Source organism: Akkermansia sp. BCRC 18949, from assembly GCF_045011645.1.
GTDB classification, from domain to species: Bacteria; Verrucomicrobiota; Verrucomicrobiia; order Verrucomicrobiales; family Akkermansiaceae; genus Akkermansia; species Akkermansia massiliensis.
The window spans coordinates 2870657-2892333 of sequence record NZ_CP123619.1 but is presented as its reverse complement, the minus strand read 5'-3'; the positions used below and the strand labels follow the sequence as shown (position 1 = coordinate 2892333).

Below are 21677 nucleotides of genomic sequence, written 5' to 3'. Positions count from 1 at the left end.
TAATATTTAATATCAGTAATCAACATGATTCCTCAGGCAGTTTGTTCTTTAGCCTGATGCCTTTTGAATCACTTTTCCGCCAGCTTGCCATGTTCTTGTACCGTTTCTTATCTGTTCTTGTTCCTTCTTTATTATTTCTCGCGCCAGCCAGGTCTGCCGCCGATGAATATGTCTGGAAAGGGGCGGCGTCTCCCTGGTCGAACTTGTCAAACTGGGCTCTGAACGGAAGCGCGCCGTCGGCTGCTCCCGGCGCGTCGGCCTCCGCCTACACGCATTGGATGGTCACGAACGGGACGGATTCGGCTGGCATGACCAATATAGGCGGGTTGGGGTCCGGAGGACGGTATTTGAAAGGAATCCGGGTGGCGGGAGTTAACAATCAGCCGGGAGGAAAGATCCAGCTCTTCGTGTTGAATACTTCTTCCGGCGTATATCTGCGCGTGGAGACGGGCGGCATTACCGTGGAAAACACGAGCACGGGCGGTTATAATGCGGATTTCGGGATTGCACAGCTGCGCGTAGCCGCCGACCAGGAGTGGAATGTGGCGGAAGGCCGCTGTTTTTATGTGGGGCAGGACGATGGAGCTCCCTCCGGAGGATTGTATTCCCTGACTTCTGAAAACGATGCTCCGCGGCGCGTGACGGTGACGGGAGGGGGAGCCGTGCGCATTGGAGAAGGAATGCTGCTGAATAATATTTCCGGCCTCATCGGTTTTGTAATGAGTGCCGGGAAGGGAATGCCCACGCTGGATCTGGCGGACCGGGGCATGAGCAATACGATTACGGTGGAAGACGCCGGGCGGCTGGAGGGCATGTCCCTGTACCAGGGCTCCCTGGTGACGCAGGAGAAGGCCGCCGTGACTTTTTCCGGAACCTCTGTCAAGGCGTCCGGCCAATGGAACATCGGCGCGAACACGGAATTTGCGCTGGAAAATTCCACGCTGGACCTGGCGGAAACTGGAGTGGACGGGAATGTGACGCTTTCCGGCTCATCCGGCATTACCGGTGACAAGGGGACGCTGAAACAGACGATTCTGGATGACGCCCGGGTGACTTATACGGACCGGCACGTCAAGGCGGGGGAAATCCGGAACGTGGGCAAGAATGTAACGATTACGCTGAACAACTCCTCCATCCATTTTGACGGGGAGATTCCGGCGGTGGACCTGGTGGTGCAGGGGAGCTGCACGCTGGGCGGCAGCGGCACGTTTCCGGGGACGATCACTTATGCGCCCGGAGGCGCTCTTTCCGTGGAGGGGGACATTTCCCTGCCCAGCTCTTCCCTGACGCTGGGGCGCATCCATGTATCCGTGCTGGACGGCGTGCCGCAAAAGTCAGCCGTACAGCCGGAGAGCCCCTCCCTGCAGGCGCGGGAATACGTTGTCCTGTTTGATTCCTCTTTTGAAGATCTCATTGCTGCGTGGCCGGGCAGGCATACGCTGGGCGTGCAGTTCAAGCCGGAAACGACCGCCTCCATCACCGTGAAGGAACTGCCGAAAGGGGCGGTTTCATGGAATTATGATGAGGCGGCCAAATTGCTGACGCTTCAGACGGATGTGGCGGAAAAGCCGGCCATGCCGGGGCATGTTTCCGGGGCCAGGCCCAATATCATCTTCGTGCTGGTGGATGACATGGGCTGGGGCGACCTGGAAGAAAACTGGAACCATCAGGACAAGAACGGAAGAACGGTAACGAGGCGCAACAGCTTCAAGACGCCGCAGCTGAATTCCATGGCGACGGAAGGGATGCAATTGCGGCGCCATTACAGCGCGGCGCCCGTTTGCGCTCCGGCCCGCGCCTCCCTGCTGCTGGGGGTGCACCAGGGCCATTCCCGCGTTATCCGCAACAACAGCTTTGATTATCCCATAGAAAACTCCCACACGCTGGCCACGGTGCTGAAAGGCGCCGGGTACCATACGGCGGCTGTCGGCAAATGGGGCATCGGCGGCTACGGACAGGGGCCGTCCGGCTTGTATGCCCGCCCCAACGAACGCGGATTCGATTACTTTTACGGGATTATGGAGCACCTGACGGGGCACTACCACTACATCACGGAATCCAAGAACATTTACGAATACAATGACGGCGCCTCTTCCCCCGCCTTCGCCAATGTGACGAACAAGGTTCCGGATACGGCTTATGACACGGACCTGTTCGGCGCGCGCGCCAAGCAGTGGATCGTGGACCACCATGCCAAATCGGCCACCCAGCCCTTCTTCCTGTACCTGGCCTTCCCCGCTCCGCACGGTTCCCTGGCGGTGCCCGCGTGCGCCTATCCCCCCAAACCGGGCCTCAAGGGAGGCTTGCAGTGGGTGGCCGGGAATGAGGACGGGTATGAAGCCTCCAACACGGCTACGGCGCAGCGGGCGGCAGCGGCCGGGGTGGAAGGAACCTTCTCCAAGGATACCTACATCCATCCGGACAATGAGGGAATCAATGACGCTTCCCCCAACCAGACGGAGAAACGCCACGCCACCATGATCAGGCGCGTGGATGATGTGATGGGGGATTTGATTCAAACGCTCAAGGATTTGGGAATTGATGACAACACGATGATCGTCTTTACCTCCGACAACGGACCTCATAATGAAAGCGGTTCGGACGGGCAGCACCAGCGAGGCGCGCAGAATCCCGCCTTCTTCCAAAGCTACGGCATGATGGACGGCATCAAGCGCGACTGCTGGGAGGGCGGCATGCGCGTGCCCACCCTGGTGCGCTGGCCCGGCGTGATTCCTGCCAACGGCATCAGCCTGAATGCCTGCCAGTTCCATGACTGGATGGCTACCTTTGCGGATGCGGCGGGCGTGGCGGTTCCTGCGCGCTGCGACGGCGTTTCCCTGCTGCCGACGCTGGCCGGCGTGCCGGAACGCCAGAAGGAGAGCCTGATTTATTCCGAATATAACTATGGCGGCAATGGCGCCTCCTATCAGGACTTCCTGTCGCACCACAAAAGCTCTCCCCGTGGTTTGCAGCAGGTCGTGTTTGTGGATGGCCTTAAAGGCGTGCGTTTCAACATTTCCGGGACGGATCAGGACTTCCAGATTTATGATACTGAAAAAGACCCGCAGGAAGCTTCCAATCTCGCCTCCTCCCGTCCGGACTTGCAGGCGAAGATGAAGGCCCGGGCCTTGTCTGTGCGGCGTTCCCTGCCTTCCACGAATGGAACTCTGAATGCCGGTGACGTGCCCGCTGCGACGGCTCCGGCCAATCTCCGGCAAGGTCTGAAAATGCGCTGCTGGAACCGTGGTTTTGACTGGGTGCCCGACTTCCGCCAGATGGAAGAGGCGCCCTCTGTCACAGGCGCTGTGGCTTCTCTCAGCGTGAATGCCGGTTCCGCCGCTCAAAAGGGGGTGGAACTCACGGGCTACCTTACCGTTCCCGTTACAGGGGAGTACAAATTCTACCTTCAGACGGATTCCAACGCGGGATCCAAAGCCTTCGTACACCTGCACGGCATGCAGCTCATTGATGCGGACTACGCCTATACGCCGGGCACGGAAGCCAACTCCAATGCCCGGCAGGGTTCGGAAGTCACGCCCAATGCGGTACAGGCCGTCCGGCTTGCGGCGGGGGTGCATCCCATCCGCATCGGTTATGTGGGCCACGCCTCCGGCTCTGCCCTCACCATGCAATGGGAGGGGCCGGGAATAAGCAAGCAGGAGATTCCCGCCAGCGCCTTCAGCTATGAATACGTAAACCCCGTCAATATCGACAAAACGGAGGAAACCGTAGGGTTTGCCGCTGCCTCCACCACGCTGACCGTGCAGACGCAGCTTCCATGGGCGGCCTCCTGTGACCAGGCCTGCGTCACGGTCCGGCCGGCTTCAGGCTCCGGAACTGCCACGCTGGACATTCAAATGGAAGCCAACGCCCAGCAAACGGAACGGGTGGCCGTGGTCACCGTCCAGTGCGGCGGCGAGGAAAGAACGTTCACGCTGACCCAATCCGCGGCTCCGGCCCCGGCAGGGTACGATAAGTGGAAAAAGGACAACTTCGGGGACGGAACGCCGGAGGACCAGATGGCTCCGGATGCCTGTCCCGCCGGAGACGGGGTCACCAACCTGATGAAGTATGCAACGGGCCTGGACCCCAACAAACCGTGCGGAAGCGTGACGGGGCTGGCGATCCGGGAGGAAGGGGGCAAAAAATACCTCGTGCTTTCCTGGCCGGTAAATCCGGAAGCGGCGGATGTGGCGTTCAGTGTGGAAAGTTCGTCCGACTTGAAGGAATGGTCCGATGAAGGAATCGTCACTCCGGCCGGTGTCCGCGGGGAATTCCGTGATACGGCGGCTCTGGAGGAAAGCGCCCCGGCACGCCGGTTCCTGAGGTTGAAGGTGACGAGGTAAGGAAGAAATAAATTCCACCCCGTTTCCCGGTAACGGTTCCTCTGGGAACAAGGGCCTCCCGGCCCTTGTATCTGTTACAGAATTTCCCCTGAAAAAATCATCCTGCCAATTCCACTTCGCCGTTTTGCCGGTCCGTAAACACGGCACGGCGATTGCCTCCGTGCTTTTGGCCGGAAAAAGAAATCCTTGTCTTGCAAAAAGACAAGGAGGATTTTTTACTGTTCAGCAGGGTTTTATTCCTCGCCGTTTTCCGGATCGGCCGGAGGGGCTTTGGGAAGGTTTTTATCAATGTCTTCCAGGAGGTTGACCAGGTCAACGCCGCGCTGGGCGGAGTCGTCCAGCCGGAACGACAGGCGCGGCGTGTTGCGCAGCACCACGCGCTTGGCTACGGCGGACTGGATGAGGCCATGCCTGGAGTTCAGTTTTTCCAGCACCTGGGCGGGGGACATTTTTCCTACGACGCCTACCCATACTTTTCCTTCTTTCAAGTCGTCCGTCACTTCCACTTCAATAACGGTGACAATCGTTCCGGGGAATTCAAAGTCCCGCTGGATGGTGGTGCCTATTTCACGGCGGAGGAGTTCATTTACCTTGTCAGTGCGTCTGCTCATATGAAGGGATAGAGTGATGGATGGACCGATTGGTTCAATCGGAGAAGGAAGAATGGGGGAGAAAGGACAGGGATGGAGCTTCTTTGAACGCCCGGAGAGGCGTGAAAGGGGCGTCCATCCCTGTTATATGATTCCTGCTTGGGGTTACAGCGTTTGCTGGATTTTTTCCAGCGTGTAGCATTCGATGATGTCGCCTGCCTCGTATTCGTTGAAGTCGCCCAGGCGGATGCCGCATTCCAGGCCGGCCTTGACTTCTTCCACTTCATCCTGGAAGCGGCGCAGGGTGGACATTTTACCGTCAAAGACGGGAGTCTTGTCGCGGATGACGCGCGCTTCACAGCTGCGGAGGATTTTGCCGTCCTCCACCATGCAGCCCGCCGCGCGGCCCTTGTTGAGTTTGAAGACCTGGAGCACTTTGGCGTGGCCGATGATGGTTTCACGCGTTTCCGGTTCCAGAAGACCCAGCATGGCATCCCTCACCTGGTCGATGAGTTCGTAAACGATGGAGTAAAGCTTCACCTGCACGCCTTCCCGCTTGAGCAGTTTCACGGCGTTGGCTTCCACCTTGACGTTGAAGCCCAGGATGACGGCGTCCGAGGAGGAGGCCAGCAGCACGTCCGATTCCGAGATGGGGCCGGCGGAGGCGTTCAGGAAGACGCATTCCACCTTGTCCGACTGGATGTCCATAATGGCCTTCTTGATGGCTTCCACGGAGCCCTGCACGTCCCCCTTGAGAAGGATCTTGAGCTGGGCTTTCTGGGTGCCGTCGCCCATCATGGCGAGCAGTTCTTCCATGCGGGCCTTGCGGGGCTGGGCCAGGCGCTGCTTGCGCAGTTCCTCCTGGCGTTCTTCGCCCAGCTTCTTGGCGGCGCGTTCGTTTTCCATTTCCACCAGTTCGTCGCCCACGTTCGGAGTTTCGGAAAAGCCGGTAATTTCCACGGGCATGCCGGGCCCCACCTTTTTGACGCGTTCGCCGTGGTCGTTGACCAGGGCGCGCACCTTGCCGGCGTACGGGCCGCAGATGAAGGGCATGCCTACGCGAATGGTGCCGCTTTCCACGATGGCCGTGGCGGAGCTGCCCGTGCCGGGTTCCACGCGGGCCTCAATGATGGAGGCGCGGCAGTTGGCCTTGGGGTTGGCCTGGAGTTCGAGCACTTCCGACTGAAGGACGAGAAGGCCGAGAAGGTCGTCGATGCCGTCGCCGGTCAGGGCGGAGACTTCCACGCATTCCACGTTGCCGCCGAAGTCCGTGGGAACCAGTCCTTCCTCCATCAGGCCGCTCTTGGTCTTGACGGGGTCTGCGGCCGGAAGGTCGCATTTGTTGATGGCCACGATGATGGTTTTGCCGGCCGCCTTGGAGTGGGCGATGGCTTCCCTCGTCTGGGGCATGATGCCGTCATTGGCGGCCACTACCAATACCACGATGTCCGTCACGTCCGCGCCGCGGGCGCGCATTTCCGTGAAGATGGCGTGTCCCGGGGTATCCAGGAAGGTGAGGGTGCTGCCGTTGTATTCCACCGTATAGGCGCCGATGTGCTGGGTGATGCCCCCGGCTTCCCCCTTGGCTACGCGCGCCTTGCGGATGTAGTCCAGCAGGGAGGTTTTGCCGTGGTCCACATGGCCCATGACGGTGATGATGGGCGTGCGCAGGATGAGGGTGGCCTTGGGTTCTTCCACCACCGGCACGGGTTCCGGTTCCTTGACCGGTTCCTGCTGGGCCTTGACGCCGCCGCCCTTTTCCCGTTTTTCACGGGCGAAGGTGTAGCCGTGCAGGTCGCAGATGGCGCTGACGGCGTCCGCGTCCAGCGGCGTATTCGGGTTGGCGAAGATGCCCATGCCCATCAGGTCCTTGATGATCTGGAAGGGCTTGGCTTGCAGCATGCCTGCCAGCTCGGAGACGGAGACGGGCGGCTTGAGGTTGATGATTTTATCGTCTGCGGAGTCCGTTTCCTGGGGGGCAGGCGCGGCAGATTCTGCGGCGGGTGCGGCCTGGGCAGGGGCGGTAGCCGGCTCGGAGGGAGCGGAGGCGGGCGCTTTTTTCTTGGGGCCGGAAAGCAAGTCGAGAGCTTCTTTCTTGACCGGGGCAGGACGGGATGGCGCCGGTGCGGGTTCCGGCTGGGGTGCGCGTTTCTTTTTGGGAGATCCGCCGATCAGATCCAACACTTCCTTTTTGGGTTCGTTCTCTTCTTGTTTATTAGGCATCTTAATTTAAGTTTGTTAGATATTGAGCGCCGCGCTCAACGGTTATTGGGAGATGAGGTCCCGGGCCTTGTCCAGAATCTGGGCGGCTTCCTCTGCGGGAATGCCCATGCTTTCCGCGATGTCGGAAGCTTCAAATCCGGTGAGGGCCACCAGGTCCGTCCCACCCATGGTCACCAGGCCCATGGCGGTTTCTTCCGGGATTTCCAGTTGTTCGCTGAGGGTCTTTGCGGCGGCCTGGCATTGGCGCATCACTTCCTCGGCCGCGGCCTGGTTCTGGCGTTTTTCCGCTTCCTGGACGTCAAAGACGCGCACCTGGACGTCCCAGCCCATCAGGCGGGAGGTGAGGCGGGCGTTCTGGCCCCTGCGGCCGATGGCCTTGGAGAGGTCCTTGTCGTCCTGGACGATGACGAAGATTTTTTTGGCTTCCTCGTCCACGGTGATTTCCCGCGGTTCCACGGGGCTGAGGGCCTCCCGGACGAAGATGACGGGGTCCTCCGTCCATTCCAGGATGTCCACTTTTTCGTTGTTGAGCTCCCGGACGATGTTCTTGACGCGGGCTCCGCGCATGCCTACGCATGCGCCCACCGGGTCCACCTTGTCGTCATGGCTGATGACGGCCACCTTGGTGCGGTAGCCCGCTTCACGGGCGATGCCGTGGATTTCTACGGTCTGGTCGCCTATTTCCACCACTTCCGATTCAAAGAGGCGGCGCACCAGGTTCGGATGGCTGCGGGAGAGGATGACTTCCGGTCCGCGGGCTTCCGTGCGCACTTCCACCACGTAGAAGCGCATGCGGTCGCCGACGCTGTAGTCTTCATTCGGCACGCGTTCGCGGGAGGTCATGACGCCCTCGAATTTGCCGAGGTCCACAAAGATGTCCCCCTTTTCAAAGCGGCGGATGGTGCCCGTCACCAGATCGCCGGCGCGGTCCTTGAACTCGTCGTAAAGCATTTCCTTTTCCGCATCCAGCAGCTTCTGGAGCATGGTCTGGCGGGCAGTCTGCACCGCGATGCGGCCAAAGCCCTTCGGCGTGATGTTGGTGGGCAGCAGGTCGTGCAGGACGGCGTTCCGGTCCAGCTTGACGGCCAGGGAGAGGGGGATTTGGTTGAACTTGTCGGAGTATTCTTCATCCGGCACCACTTCCAGATCCGCAAAGATGCGCACCTTCCCCTTGTCCACGTTGATTTCAGCCCTCAGGTAGTTGATGCTGCCGGAGCCGGGAACCATCTTGCGGTAGGCGGAGAGAAAAGCGGATTCCAGAGCGAGAAGAATTTTTTCACGGGAGAGCCCTTTTTCCCTCTCGTAGTAGTCAATTAAAGCTTTGATATCGTTTGTCATGAGTGTGGAGGAGTGTGATGGATAGACAAAAAAGAGCGGGTCGACAGACCCACTCTCGAGTGTCTCTCGGGGTGTTTGCCTATCTAAGTAAGCATGAGGGGGCGGTCCTGGCAAGAAAAAACGCTTGTTCTATGCGGCATGCAAAAGACTGGGGATGATTCCGGAAGAAGGGTTTTCAGCGGTCCCCCGGAAGGGTGCGGGGCGGGGGTGTTTGAGGGCTTGACGAAGCCGGCAAAAACGGGAAGTATGCGTGCATGAAACTCGTCTCATGGAATGTGAACGGATTGCGGGCGATCCTCGGCAAGGGAATGGGGGACGCCGTGGAGGCGCTGGAGCCGGACGTCCTCTGCCTTCAGGAGATCAAGGCGCGTCCAGAACAGGTGAATGACCTGTGGATTTCCTCCTGGCCGCACCAGCTCTGGAATCCGGCGGAAAAGGCCGGTTATTCCGGCGTACTGATCCTCAGCCGTGTGCAGCCCCTTTCCACGTCCACCGGAATCGGCTGGCCGGAGCATGACCGGGAGGGGCGCGTGTGCACGATGGAGTTTGAACAGTTTTACCTGGTCAACTGCTATACCCCCAATTCCCAGAACGAGCTGGTGCGCCTTCCGTACCGGGAACAGTGGGATGCTGCGTTCCGCAAGTATGTGGCGGCCTTGGCGGAAACCAAGCCGGTCGTCTTCTGCGGGGATTTGAATGTAGCCCATGAGGAGATCGACATTGCCCGCCCTAGGGAGAACCGTTTTTCCGCCGGGTTCAGCGACCAGGAGCGCGCCGGGTTCACGCTGCTGCTTGAGGCCGGGTTCACGGATACCTTCCGCGCCCTGCATCCGGAGGAACCGGGCTGGTACAGCTGGTGGTCCTACCGCGCAGGCGCCCGCGCCCGGAACGTCGGATGGCGCATTGACTACTTCTGCGTTTCCAATCCGCTGGCTCCCAGGGTGAAGGGCGCCGCCATCCATCCGGACGTGACGGGGTCCGACCATTGCCCCGTCAGCCTGGAAATTGACTGCTGAACGCGGTCTTCCATACGGTTTTCAACTGCAAAAAATTCATGATGATGGAACAAGAATTGCCTCTGCTGGTGGTTGCCACGCGCAACGCCCACAAGACCGGGGAAATCCGCGCCATGCTGGCCGGAGAATGGGAAGTGAAGGACCTTGCCGACTACCCTCAGGCTCCGCCCGTGGATGAAACGGGAGTCACGTTTACGGAGAACGCCACGCTCAAGGCGCTTTCCGCCTCCAGGTGCATTCCCGGCGTCCTGCTGGCGGATGATTCCGGGCTGGAGGTGGATGTGCTGGACGGCCGTCCCGGCGTCTGGTCCTCCTCCTTCGGCGGGGAGGAAGGGAACCACGCGCGGAACAACCTCCGCATGATGGAGGAACTGCGGCGCGCCGGAGTCAAGCCGGGGGACAAGCCCTCCGCACGGTTCCGCTGCGTGATGGTGCTTGCCAGGAATGGCAGCGTGCTGGCGGAGTTTTCCGGTTCCGTGGAAGGCCGCATGCTGACGGAACCGGCCGGGGAAGGGGGGTTCGGCTATGATCCGCTGTTTGTCCCGGAAGGCCATGAACTGAGTTTTGCCCAGCTTCCCATGGCGGTGAAGAATTCCATGTCGCACCGCGCCCGGGCTCTGGCGCAGGTGGTGGAATGGATGAAGAAATGCCGGGACTGATGGTTTTTCCGGGCATTTGATGGTGAACTGGCCTTGTTCCCGTATTTTTACGGGGAAGGTCAGTCCAGCCTGAACGCGCAGATCTGGAAGGGGGCCGGAGTTCCGGTATTCAGGAGCTGGTATTTGCCGGTGCGCCAGGAATGGTGCGGCAGGCGGGAAAGGAAATCCTCCACGGCTTCCGCTTCCGCATCCCCGCCTTCGTGGCCGGGATAGCACATGACGCTGAGAAGGCCGTTCGGGGCGATGAGGGCGGCGGCCTGTTCCAGCGCCGCCAGGGTGCAGCCCGTTCTGGTGATCGTTTTTTTATCCCCGCCCGGCAGGTAGCCCAGGTTGAAGACGACGGCCTTCACGGGACCAGTGACCAGTTCCGCCAGGCGGTCATGGCTGGCCAGATGGAGGTGGACGGCGGAGGTGAGCAGCCCTTCTTTCTCCAGACGCTCCCTGGTGGCGCGAATGGCTTCCTCCTGCACGTCAAAGGCGTGCACCTGGCCGGAAGGGCCGGCCAGACGGGCCAGGAAAACCGTGTCGTGTCCGTTGCCTGCCGTGGCGTCCACGACCGTATCCCCGGGCAGGACGACGCGGCTGATCCAGTCATGCGTGCAGGTCATGGGACGGCTGAGCAGGGAACATTTCATGACCGGGTTTTATAGGAGCCGCCCCTGTATGACAATTCGTTTGTAAAAATTCCCGTGCAGGAATGATGACAGGTTGTTTTTCAGCAAGGCGTATGTTAGGAAGAGGCATAAAACCTTGTACATGCCTTTGCATGCGGGGATAAACCACTGACTTTGCAACGAAGATGACTGACAGACGCACTTTTCTAAAAGGGACTGCCGCCGTAGGGGCGCTGGCAGCCATATCGGACATGGATTCCCTGTTCGCCCAGGAGGCCGGAGCTTCGGCAGCTTCCGGCATTCCGGACCTGGTGGCCGTCCGCAACGGAACCCGTGCGGAAATGGTCAGGAAGGCCGTGGATACGCTGGGAGGCATGAAGGCATTCGTCAAGCCGGGCCAGACCGTCGTGATCAAGCCCAACATCGGCTGGAACAAGGCTCCGGAATTCGGCTCCAACACCCATCCTGAAACCGTCGCCACGCTGGTGGAGCTGTGCAAGCAGGCGGGGGCGAAGGAAGTCAGGGTGTTCGACCACTGCTGCCACAACGGCGCCTATGAAGGCAGCGGCGTGAAAGAGGCCGTGGAAAAAGCCGGGGGCGTGATGGTGGACGGCGGCAATGAAGGGCAGTACGTGCAGACGGAAAACCCGAAGGCCAAAAAATTCACCTCCGCCAAGGTGCACAAGGCCGTGCTGGAAGCGGACGTTTATATCACCTGCCCCCCGCTCAAGCACCACAGCGGTTCCGAGATGACCGCCTGCATGAAAAACGTGATGGGCACCGTCTGGGACCGTGGAGCCATGCATAAGAACGACCTGCACCAGTGCATCGCGGACGCCGTGTATTTCCGCAAGCCGGACCTGTGCGTGCTGGACGCCTACATGCCCATGGTGCGCAACGGCCCCGTGGGGAAGGACACGAATGACCTGGTGGAGCGCAAAACCCTTCTGGCTTCCCGTGACATCGTAGCCATTGACGCCGCAGGCGCGGCCCTGCTGAACAAGGCCGGAAAGATCCGCCACGTGCAGCTTGGGGAAGAAATGGGGCTGGGCACCGCCGACCTTTCCAAGCTCAATATCCGCCGCATCAGCATGGCCTGACGCGGCGCCCCCTCCTGCGGATGACGCGAAGGGGGCCAACTTTCCGCCTCCGGCGGGTTTAAAATAAATATGTCAGTCATCAAAGCCTTTTTCGTCAGTCCGCTGAAGTGGCTCCGCGTGACGGTGGCCGTCATCTTCTTCCTCGGGATTGCGTACGCTTTCCTGCACCATATCCCCGCGTGGAACGTGCCGAACATGACGGGCGGCGGAGAGGGCATGGAAGACTCCTTTTCCCTGGCGCAGTGGCAATTCATTCCATCCGTGCTCGGGGCTCTGGACGGGGTGGCCGTTTCCGCCGTGATTCTGGCGGTTCTGCTGCTGCTTACGCTGCTGTTCGGGAGGGTGTACTGCTCCTTCCTCTGTCCGCTGGGGATTCTCCAGGACATCGTTTTCAGAATCCGCCGCTGGATTGCGCCGAAGCGCTTCTTGAAGTTTGCGCGCCCCGTGCCGTGGGTGCGGTATGTGGTTCTGGTTTTGCTGGCCGCCTGCTGCGTGACGGGACTGGCCGGACTCTCCCTGAACTGGCTGGACCCGTACAGCATTTTCGGGCGCATCATGTATGTGCTGGCGTGGCCTGCCGCCATCTGGAGCAATAACCTGCTGGCGGCTGACAGTTCTTCCGCGGACCTGGTCCGGATGAATTATTTTCCCGTGGCTCTCCCGGCTCTGCTGGCTTCTGCCGGCATGCTCGGCCTGGTGGTCGCCATGAGCGCCTGGAAAGGGCGGTTGTACTGTAATACGGTATGCCCCGTCGGTACTCTGCTGGGGCTGCTTTCCCGCGTTTCCCTCTTCCGGCTGGGCTTTGATCCCGCCTCCTGCAAGAAATGCGGCAAATGCGTCAAATCATGCAAGGCCCAGTGCCTGAACCTCAAGGAATACAAAATAGACTCCTCCCGCTGCGTAGCATGCTATGACTGCGTGCGTTCGTGCAGCGAGGGGGGGATACGCTACCGCTGGTTTGCCAAAACCCGCCGCCTGATTCCCGCCAGGAAGAAAAAAACCGCTCCGGCGCCCACCCCCGCTTCTTCTGCCGCGGTTCCCTTCATTGCCGGGAGCTCCCGCCGCCAGTTCCTGGGGGCTACGGCGGCCGGCCTGGCTACGGCGGCTCTTTCCGGATGCCGGGGCGACGCCGCCCAGAGGCTGGACCCCACCCAGTGCGTTCTTCCTCCCGGAGCCGGTTCCCTGGAACGTTTTCTGGATGTTTGCACCGGCTGCCAGATGTGCATTGCCAACTGCCCTACCCATGTGCTCCAGCCCGCCTATTTGCAGCTTGGGCTGAAAGGGTTCATGAAGCCCCGGATGGATTTTTCCACCAAGTATTGTCTGTACGACTGCCACCGCTGCGCGGAAGTCTGCCCCACAGGAGCCATTCGCAGGCTGCCCATTACTGCGGAGAGGGATACCGCGGAAATTACGAAGGATACCACGCGCATCGCCGTAGCCCGGTTTTACGTCTGCCGCTGCCTGGTTGCCCGGGAGGACATGGACTGCGGCGCCTGTACGGAGCATTGCCCCACCAAGGCCCTTTATACGGTGCCCTACATCGGGCGGGACGGCCAGGAACACCGCCTGCCCAGGCTGGACCCCTCCCTGTGCATCGGCTGCGGCGCGTGCGAACATGCCTGCCCCGTCACCACGGAACGGCCTGAGGAACGCGCGCGCCTGAATACCTGCAACCTGTGCGAGGAAAAGTGCGAGTTCAAAAAGCGCCGGGAAATGCCGCCCCGCGCGCTCGTCGTCCGCGCCGTGAATCCCCAGCAGAAAGCCGTGAAGAAGTTTGAGGAAAAGGCCGTGGACCCGGTGGGCGATGCGGACTTCCCGTTCTGAATAGGGTCCGTGAAGGCCGGGATGCCTGTTTTGTCCACGCCATGGGCGGCCCCATTCCCCTGTGTTGCCTGATGCCCGCGCTGCCGGGAACAAGGGCCTCCGGGCCCTTGAAAAACCCTTTCATCATGAAAAACTCCGACCATTCTTTTACTTGCATGTGCAGGTAAATCATTGATGGTCAAATTGCGGTAAAAAAGTTAAGTCTATGTGGGAATGGATGGAAAGTGAAATTCTTGAATTCGTGATGGACAGGGTGGCGGATGCCTTCAGCCTATCGCCCCTCTATCCGGAGGAATGGAGCCTGATGCGGTTCATCAATGCTTTTCTATTGGTGTGCGCCGTGGCGTTTCTGCTGGCTGCGGGGGTGCTGGGATGGTCTCCCTTCCTGATTGCGGCGGCTCTTCTGCTGATAGGCTCCATCACCCGGCTGGCGGTGTGGAAGCTGATGAAATGAGGGCTTCCGGCGGCCTCACGCCTTCTTTTCCAGAAACACCGTGGTCATCCCTCCGGCCTCTTTCCGGTACAGTTCCGTATAGCCCAGTTTGAGGTACAGATACAGGGTTTCAGGAGTATCTGCCGAAGTGAACAGAAGGTAGGCGGCGGCCTGTCCGCGGAAGTGTTCTTCCAGGGCAAGCATGAGTTGCTGGCCGATTCCCCTGTTCCGGCGGGCCGGGTCCACAACCAGCTTGCCGACATGGCAGACGTTTTTGCCGTCCAGACAGCCCCTGACGGAGCCGACGATGCGGCTGTTTTCCGTATACTTGAAGAAGACGCTGTTCCGCGCCTCTTCCCGCAAATGTTCCAGGGTTTGTTCCAGAGGCGGGATGCTGGCGAGTCCAAGCCGCTCCGCCACTTCTCCGAAGGCGAGTAATTGAAGCTTCAGGATTGCCGGAAAATCTTCCCGGGACGCTTGCCGGATCATGCCTCCATCATGGTTCCGTAGCAGGACGGAAGCCATGAAAAAAAGCGGAATGTCATTTTTCCGGAGGGTCCGGGATGATGCCTCCCAGTCCGATGCGCATGTTCAGGGGGTGGCGTATGACGGTTGGGCGGCCGATGTATTTTACACAGCAGCTTAAAGTAGCGGGAGAGTGCGGAAAGGAATAGGTGATGAGCTGCGCGGTTTCATCCTCCGGGTCCTTGTTGGACATGATCTGCATGCCCCCTTCCACATGGAAGCCGCTGAAATGCGGATTTCCATGGTGACCCTTCAACTTGAAGGTGGCCCGGAATTCCTTTGCTGAGGGCTTGATGCTGAGGAGGGTGGCCTGAACCTGGAAGGGAGGATAATCTCCGGATGCCCCCGGAACGTCGATCGCCCATTGTTTGCCCGGTTCTGCGGGAACCGTCCGGGCCGGAGTTGTCCGGACCTCTCCGGCCGGCACGCGGAGCTCCCCGGTCAGCAGCCATCCCTTGTCGCCGGGAGGCAGTGAACGGGGAAGAGGGAAAAAGAGCATATTGTAGGTGGAAGTGCCCCATGTGGGGGGATGAACCCGGCAGTGAACGGCTGTTTTTCCGCCGGGGGTGGAAAGGTTGATGTAACTGGCGCCCTGCTGTTCCATATCATTAAGCAGAGCGTGGTTTTTATCCGTATGAATGTAAATGCCGAGGAAGACGGGTTCATGGCCTTCTTTATGGAAAACCCAATTGTATAATTTTACCTGAAGAGCCGGTGACGGTTGTGCGGAGAGGCCGGATTCATGGTTGTTCACCGCTTCCCGGGGAGTGGAAGGCGGAGAGAGGGAAGGGTTCACGGCCAGGTCAATGGGAACATCCAGTGAATGTTTGCGGGGAAGGTAAACGACGCCGAGATTCAATTCACGGGGAAGGGAAGGGGATGGTTTTCCCGCACCTTCTTCCATTTCATGCAGGCAGGAAATGCTGGTTTTACCATCTTTATGTTCTGTGATTTCCGGCGTATGGGCGCGCCGCAGGCCCGGTATGGGGCGTCCGGAGGAATCCAGAATGGCAAAGCCTTGAATGGAAGCGGAAGAGGGGAATTCCGCCTCGCATGAGAGGGCGGTCCGCTCTTCGTTGGTTTTCAGCTGAATGGAAGCAGTGTTGCTGGCGGAATCGGCCCGGGCGATGTCGCTGTCCTCCCGGACGTTCGGTTCCGGAAGGTCCAGATAAAAAGTCTGGGGTTCTTCCGCCGGTTTGACCGTTTGCTTCAGCATCAGCCGCTGCGGTTCCGGGCAGAACTGGACGGTCCAGGTCCCGCGGATGCGCAGCCATTCCGATTGAGGGGCCGGAAGCTCCCTGAATCCGCAGGAGAATTGCAGGGTTTTGTAGGGTGAACCGGGAGAGGATGATGAGTGGGACCCGGTGACATGGGAAGGATTGAGCTTGCCGGGCGTTCCCCATGGCTGATAGGGATTGCAGGGTATTTCTTTTCCGGTGGAATCCTGCATGACCAGGCGCGTGAGCTGCCCTTCCCCGGAAGAAGGAATGACGAAGGTTCCTTTGCCTTGCAGCATGATGGAGATTCCGAGATGGACATGGCCGGGTTCGTCCATATAGGAAATGCGCCAATCATCCAGGACGGCGGTAAAACGGGGTTGGTCCGCGGATGGAGGCCGGGCGGCGGCCGCCAGGGGGGCCAGCAAAGCGGCTAAAGCAAGAATGCGGGGGAAAACCATTTGATTTTAATTGGGGAAATGCCTTAAAGGGAAAGTTTTTGAATAACATATTCTTCGTTTACGGCAAGATAAAACACTGATGCCCGATTTTCCTTGATGATGCGGAAGTTGATACGCTAGAGTAAAAGAACCATGTTGCAGGCGGACGGCATTACATATGAAATAGAAACACCGGATGGTCCTTTGAAATTATTGGACAATGTTAGTTTTAATGTGCCTCGCGGGCATTTTATGGCTGTTGTTGGCCCTTCCGGTTGTGGAAAGACCACCTTGTTAAAGGCGATTGCGGGCATGATTGCGGAAACGGACGGACGTTTTTTCTGGAACGGCCATGATTTGGCGGAAGAGGACTTCGAGCCGTCGGAAATCGGGTTCGTTCCCCAGTTCAGCATTGCCTATGACCAGTTGAGCGTGGATGAGAACGTGGAGAGCGCCGCCAGGCTCCGCTGCCGGTTCGATTCCGTGGACGATTTGGACGACAGCATTGACAATGCCCTGGAGGTAACGGGGATGGAGGGGATTGCGGACCGGGATGTGAAGATTCTTTCCGGCGGCCAGAAGCGCCGCCTGGCGCTGGCCATGGAGCTGGTGTCCAATCCGCGCCTGCTGATTTGCGATGAGGTGACGTCCGGCCTGGACCCGAGGTCCGAGCACGATATTGTGGACCTCCTGCATGAAATCTCCCGTTCGGAAGGCCGCATCGTCATTTCCGTCACGCACAGCCTTTCCCACCTGGACATGTATGATTCCATCCTGGTCATGCACCAGGGCTGCGTGGCCTATCACGGTTCTCCGAAGACGATGCTGCATTACTTCGGCGTTTCCTCGCTGGAAGAGATTTATCCGAAGCTCCAGGACCGTGAAGGCCCCTCCTGGTGCCGTTCGTGGGGCAAGCACCGGGATTCCTATTATTCCCGCCTGGAACAGGAAAGGGAGAAGAAGATTCTTTCCGGAGAATTGCCGGACCCTGATGCCGTCCGCAGCAACGTGGAGGCGGAGAAGGCTCCCGAGGAACCCGGAACGGAAAAGGGGGACGCCGTGCGGAGCGATTCCGGGGAAACTGCGCCTGCGGAAGGGAACGGGAATTCCCCGGAGGCCGCGGCGGAAGCCATTCCGGAAGTTCCGGGATTCTTCACGCAGTTCTTCTGCCTGCTGGGACGGCGCTGGCGCATCTTTTTCCGCGACCGTTCCCAGTTGGTTCTTCAACTGGTGATGGTGCTGCTGTTCCCGGTGCTGGTAGCCATGTTCACGGACAAGGGGACCGGGCAGATCGTGGGCCTTTCCGCCACGCAGGACGTCCAGACCATCCAGAAGGACATGGAAGCCCAGCAGTTGAATATGAAGACGGGTTCCGCCGTCTCCGGCATCATCATGTTTGAGGTGATTCTGCTGGGCCTGATGGGTTCCAACAACGCCGCCCGGGAGGTGGCCGGAGAACGGGCCATCATGGAAAAGGAGAAATACGCGGGAATGAGGCCCTCCGCGTACCTGGGGAGCAAGCTGGCCTACTTGAGCGTTCTGGTGCTGGTGCAGTCCGTCTGGATGTTCGCCTTTGTGGACTTCTTCTGGGACCGCGGCGGGGGCCTGACGCACCTGCTGTTCCTGATTCTGGCGGATGCCGCCATGACCTTTGTATGCCTGGGCATTTCCTCCGTGGCCCGGAGTGCGGACCAGGCCTCCCTTCTGAGCATTTACCTGGTGGGCTTCCAGCTTCCCCTTTCCGGAGCGGTGCTGGCCCTTCCGGAACAGGTGGAGGGCTTCATACGGCCCTTCATTTCCGCATACTGGGCGTGGTCCGGCAGCATCTCCGCCCTGAAATCGGACGTGTACAACGCCGTCAAGAATGTGCTGGATACGGACCTGACGCCCGCGCTGACCTGTTACATTGTTCTGGGCGTGCATGTTGCCTGCGGCATCGCGGCTTCCTACGCGGGAATCCGCCGCTCGCGCTGGGAGCTGTAATTTAATGCGTGCACTTGCACGGAGTTCGTTATATACTTTTTCCATCAAAAGTTATGGCGAGACGACGTGCAGCAAAAAAGAAGAGTTCCTCATCATCCACGCCGATGCTGATGGCCGGCGCGGCTGTTCTTGTGCTGGCCGTCATCGTGGGGTTTGTCGTGTTCCGTGCCAGGGAGAAGCCGCAGGCGGGGTCGGATATTCCGCTGGATATCCTGGCGGCGAACGCCTCCCAGCTTTCCAATAACAACTATGCGCTGGACGGAACGGTGATCGACCGTTTTCCGCGCGGCGAGTCCGAGCTGATTTCCTTTTTGTACAGGGACGCTTCCGGTCGTGAGTACATTATTCCCGTCTGTGTTTCTGCGGAAGCCAGGAACGGACTGAACATCAACCGGGACCAGCAATACAGAATAGAGTTCCGGGTGGAAGACGTCAATCCGAAGGTGCGCGGCGTATGCGTAGCCACATCCATTCAGCCTAAATGAACAACCTTCCCCGCCCCATGAAAAGCTGTTTTCTCCTGACCCTGGCCTGCGCGGTTCCCGCATTGGGGCAGATGATGTACAATCCCCCCGCTTCCGGCGGCGGTGCGCCTGCCGCGCCCCCTTCCTCCCCGCCTGCCGCGCAGCCGAATGCCTACCAGCCTTCCCGGCAGGGAGATGCCAAGTCCCTGTACGGCAATGAAATTCCTTTCTTGAATCCCCAGGACGGCACCGTGACCATCAACGGAACAACGCTGAACATGGGCAGTTTCCGGGAAATTGAGGCGCGCTTCAATAAGTACCTGAGCCAGCCGGAGGAAAGCACGGAGGATGCGAAGGAATACCAGAAGATTTTTGAAAAGCTTCATGAGACGCTTTCCATGCGCAAGGAAAAGCTGATGGCGGACAACGTGGTGCGGCAGGTGGTGGACCTGCTGACCGCCGCTTCCAGCAATCCGCTGGACGGTGGCGTTTCCGATGCCCTCTGCCAGGCTATCTACACCGCATGGCAGGCCAAGAGCAATGGAAAGAACAAAGGGAAGATGCTTGAAGCGATGGAGAGGGAAATACGCAGCAATGCCCAGAAAATGAGCCTCATGGAGAGCGGCGTGACCACCAGCTCCGGCTCTCCCTCCAACCAGAAGGGCGGGAAAAAGGGCACTTCTGCCAATAATCCGGCCAAGAACAACCCACGCTACAAGTACCTGGAAAAGCGCATGGTGGAAATGGAGGCCCGCAAGCTGAAGCTGGAGAGTGAACAGGTGCTGACGGTGACGGAAGCGAAGATCGTTTTCCAGTCCACGCTGGTTCAGTTATTCGCTCAGCGGCGCTTTGACCATGTTTCCATAGGCTGCGGCATTTACAGCCGCCTGTTCAATGACGGGGATACCAAGCTGCGGCTGGACAAGAATTCGGACGCCGCCAAGATGTTCAGCGGCACGCTCGGCACCCCGCCCACCGTCGCCATTCTGGACAACCTTTCCCGGGAGCTGGCCCGTGATTCCGACCGCCACATGAAGGCCGTGAACAACCTGGTTGATTCCCATCATTACGTGGATGCCCTGGAACGGTTGAATGAGGCGCTGCTGATCGGGGAGTTCATGCCCGCCGTGAACACGTTCCCGTATGAAAAGAAGCAGAAGCTGTACGCCTTCAAGCGGGACGTGGAAAAGCTGTTTGAGCTGATGAACGGCAAGGATTACGAGGAAGCCCTCACCCTGGTGGAAAACCTCAAGAAGACCTCCCGGGATTTCAGCACGGGCCGTGCGGAATCCGCCATCAGCGCCGCCGTGTTCGCCAGTGACGCCTATATTGCCCAGGGCCAGGAAGCCCTCGCCAGAGGTGACCGGGCCAAGCTGGAGGAATGCCTGAAGAGCGCCATTGAAATCTGGCCCAAGAACCCCCGCCTTCTTCCGCTGCGGAACGCCATGATGGCCGCCGGTCAGCAGTCCCACGCGCTGGAGGACTTCAAGCGCTTTCACAAGAATAAGAATTACCGCCGCATCTTTGACAACCAGCATGAATTCGCCGTTCTGGTGAAGGATGATCCGGAACTCCAGAAGCAGTTTGTGGAGGACCTTGGCAAGATGGCCGTTATTGAACGGGCTCTGGGCGCGGCGCGCCAGCGCGAAGCCATGCAGGACGTGTACGGCGCCTGGGAGGAACTCCAGCAGCTCCGTTCCAAGGACCAGGAGCTGTTCATCAATGACCAGGAATTGAACGCCCAGTATCTGGACCTGACGACGAAGGCGAGTACCCTGGTGAACCTGCTGAATGATGCGGAAAAGTGCAGGAACGCGGGAGAAGTGGGTTCCGCCCTGGGCAAGTACATGGAGGCCAAAAAGCTGTACCTGTATTCCCGCTTTGCCAAGGAAGGCATCGAATCCCTGTTGAACGAGGTTCTTCCGCTGAACTAGGGAAGTTTTCCGTTCAGCGGTGCGGCTGCGGAGACGGAGTATTTGCTTTTTTTCCGGAGCGGCGCCGTTATGCTACGGACCATGAAGGCAGTATACCTGTGTTTGTGCATGCTGGCGGCGTTCTGTTTTTCGGCCGCGGCTCTTCCCGCGGATTGCAGCCAGGTGATTGTGGGTTCCGCGGACGGCTGGAACAGCTCCCATGTGCAATTGAGCCTTCTGGAGAAGGGGCCGCGCGGCTGGGTGATGGTGAAAGGTCCGTTTCCGGCGCGTCTGGGAAAGTCCGGTCTGGTGTGGGGCAGGGGCGTCAGCATGCCTCCCTCCGGCGGTCCGGTGAAGAAGGAGGGGGACTTGCGCTCTCCCGCCGGCATCTTTGAGCTGGGGGGCGTGTATGGCACCGTTCCCGTTCCGCAGAAGAAGCGTTCCATGCCGTACCGCCGCATCACGCCGCGGGACATGTGGGTGGATGATCCCGCTTCTCCGCTGTACAACCAGCACTTCGTGCTGAAGCATGACCCCGTCACGCCGTGGGAGTTCAAGCAGCAGATGAAGCTGAACGATTACGCCCACAGCCTGAAACTGTTCATCCGGCATAATGCCGCATCCGGACGGGAAAAACCCGTGCCGGGAGCCGGTTCCTCCATCTTTTTCCATATCTGGCGCAGGGATGGGGGAGCTCCCACGGCGGGGTGCACCGCCATGAGCGAGGAAAATTTGAGAGCCATGATCGCATGGCTGGACCCCTCCCAGCATCCCCTTTACATCCTGTTGCCCGCCAAGGAATACCTGCGCCTGCGCGGAGCCTGGGGATTGCCGTGACGGTCATGGTCCTCTTCTCATTCCGTCGCCGGGAAGGGGGACACGGGGCTTCAAGTTTTTCCAGTCCGTGGCGGCATAGGCGCAAGCGTATGGGCTGCATGGTTTTGCACGTTTTTGACCGGGGCGAGGCCGAAGGTTTTCCGGAAAGAGAA

The 21677-nt window shown here is 59.5% G+C and carries 16 protein-coding genes; 10 read left to right on the top strand and 6 right to left on the bottom strand.

Annotated elements, in window-relative coordinates; translation table 11 throughout:
• The first annotated feature begins 308 nt into the window (after window positions 1–308).
• Window positions 309–4346, top strand: a complete 4038-nt coding sequence (locus P8A25_RS12160; protein WP_215442402.1) for a sulfatase-like hydrolase/transferase — start codon at window positions 309–311, stop codon at window positions 4344–4346.
• 233 nt (window positions 4347–4579) lie between these two features.
• Here the strand turns inward: P8A25_RS12160 and rbfA are convergent, their stop codons facing one another.
• The 3 genes from rbfA to nusA form a co-directional block, all read right to left on the bottom strand.
• Window positions 4580–4957 carry a 30S ribosome-binding factor RbfA gene (gene rbfA / locus P8A25_RS12155; RefSeq protein WP_102721122.1) on the bottom strand — a complete coding sequence of 126 codons (378 nt, stop codon included), beginning with the start codon at window positions 4955–4957 and terminating at the stop codon, window positions 4580–4582.
• Between the two features lie 144 nt (window positions 4958–5101).
• Window positions 5102–7159 carry a translation initiation factor IF-2 gene (gene infB, locus P8A25_RS12150; protein WP_102729692.1) on the bottom strand — a complete coding sequence of 686 codons (2058 nt, stop codon included), beginning with the start codon at window positions 7157–7159 and terminating at the stop codon, window positions 5102–5104.
• A gap of 42 nt (window positions 7160–7201) precedes the next feature.
• A complete protein-coding gene (nusA, locus tag P8A25_RS12145) occupies window positions 7202–8497 on the bottom strand; it encodes a transcription termination factor NusA (RefSeq protein ID WP_022396916.1) in 1296 nt (431 codons plus the stop codon).
• Window positions 8498–8751: 254 nt separating this feature from the next.
• On the opposite strand from nusA, the gene P8A25_RS12140 reads away from it, so the two are divergent.
• Window positions 8752–9513: an exodeoxyribonuclease III gene (locus P8A25_RS12140; RefSeq protein ID WP_022396915.1), complete on the top strand. Its 762-nt coding sequence runs from the start codon at window positions 8752–8754 to the stop codon at window positions 9511–9513.
• A gap of 38 nt (window positions 9514–9551) precedes the next feature.
• Complete coding sequence (locus tag P8A25_RS12135; RefSeq protein ID WP_215442401.1) at window positions 9552–10172, top strand: non-canonical purine NTP pyrophosphatase; 621 nt, start codon at window positions 9552–9554, stop codon at window positions 10170–10172.
• Window positions 10173–10231: 59 nt separating this feature from the next.
• Here the strand turns inward: P8A25_RS12135 and P8A25_RS12130 are convergent, their stop codons facing one another.
• The gene (locus tag P8A25_RS12130) at window positions 10232–10807 is read right to left on the bottom strand and encodes a class I SAM-dependent methyltransferase (RefSeq protein ID WP_102728599.1); all 576 of its coding nucleotides are present in this window, start codon (window positions 10805–10807) and stop codon (window positions 10232–10234) included.
• 164 nt (window positions 10808–10971) lie between these two features.
• Here P8A25_RS12130 and P8A25_RS12125 point away from each other — a divergent pair, with 164 nt between their 5' ends.
• The 3 genes from P8A25_RS12125 (at window position 10972) to P8A25_RS12115 (ending at window position 14167) form a co-directional block, all read left to right on the top strand.
• Complete coding sequence (locus P8A25_RS12125; protein WP_022396912.1) at window positions 10972–11886, top strand: DUF362 domain-containing protein; 915 nt, start codon at window positions 10972–10974, stop codon at window positions 11884–11886.
• A 69-nt stretch (window positions 11887–11955) separates the two neighbouring features.
• Window positions 11956–13713: a 4Fe-4S binding protein gene (locus P8A25_RS12120; protein WP_215442400.1), complete on the top strand. Its 1758-nt coding sequence runs from the start codon at window positions 11956–11958 to the stop codon at window positions 13711–13713.
• Window positions 13714–13930: 217 nt separating this feature from the next.
• Entirely contained in the window at window positions 13931–14167 is a 237-nt protein-coding gene (locus P8A25_RS12115) for a hypothetical protein (protein WP_215442399.1), read from the top strand.
• Window positions 14168–14182: 15 nt separating this feature from the next.
• Here the strand turns inward: P8A25_RS12115 and P8A25_RS12110 are convergent, their stop codons facing one another.
• Window positions 14183–14635, bottom strand: a complete 453-nt coding sequence (locus P8A25_RS12110; RefSeq protein ID WP_180971116.1) for a GNAT family N-acetyltransferase — start codon at window positions 14633–14635, stop codon at window positions 14183–14185.
• Between the two features lie 52 nt (window positions 14636–14687).
• Window positions 14688–16349, bottom strand: coding sequence for a hypothetical protein (locus P8A25_RS12105; RefSeq protein WP_215442398.1), 1662 nt, complete (start codon window positions 16347–16349; stop codon window positions 14688–14690).
• A 132-nt stretch (window positions 16350–16481) separates the two neighbouring features.
• On the opposite strand from P8A25_RS12105, the gene P8A25_RS12100 reads away from it, so the two are divergent.
• The 4 genes from P8A25_RS12100 (at window position 16482) to P8A25_RS12085 (ending at window position 21525) form a co-directional block, all read left to right on the top strand.
• Window positions 16482–18311: an ATP-binding cassette domain-containing protein gene (locus P8A25_RS12100; RefSeq protein WP_215442397.1), complete on the top strand. Its 1830-nt coding sequence runs from the start codon at window positions 16482–16484 to the stop codon at window positions 18309–18311.
• A gap of 53 nt (window positions 18312–18364) precedes the next feature.
• Window positions 18365–18796, top strand: a complete 432-nt coding sequence (locus P8A25_RS12095; protein WP_146018274.1) for a hypothetical protein — start codon at window positions 18365–18367, stop codon at window positions 18794–18796.
• Window positions 18797–18813: 17 nt separating this feature from the next.
• A complete protein-coding gene (locus tag P8A25_RS12090; RefSeq protein ID WP_146019374.1) occupies window positions 18814–20709 on the top strand; it encodes a hypothetical protein in 1896 nt (631 codons plus the stop codon).
• Window positions 20710–20790: 81 nt separating this feature from the next.
• Complete coding sequence (locus tag P8A25_RS12085) at window positions 20791–21525, top strand: L,D-transpeptidase family protein (RefSeq protein WP_215442396.1); 735 nt, start codon at window positions 20791–20793, stop codon at window positions 21523–21525.
• Window positions 21526–21677: the final 152 nt, after the last annotated feature.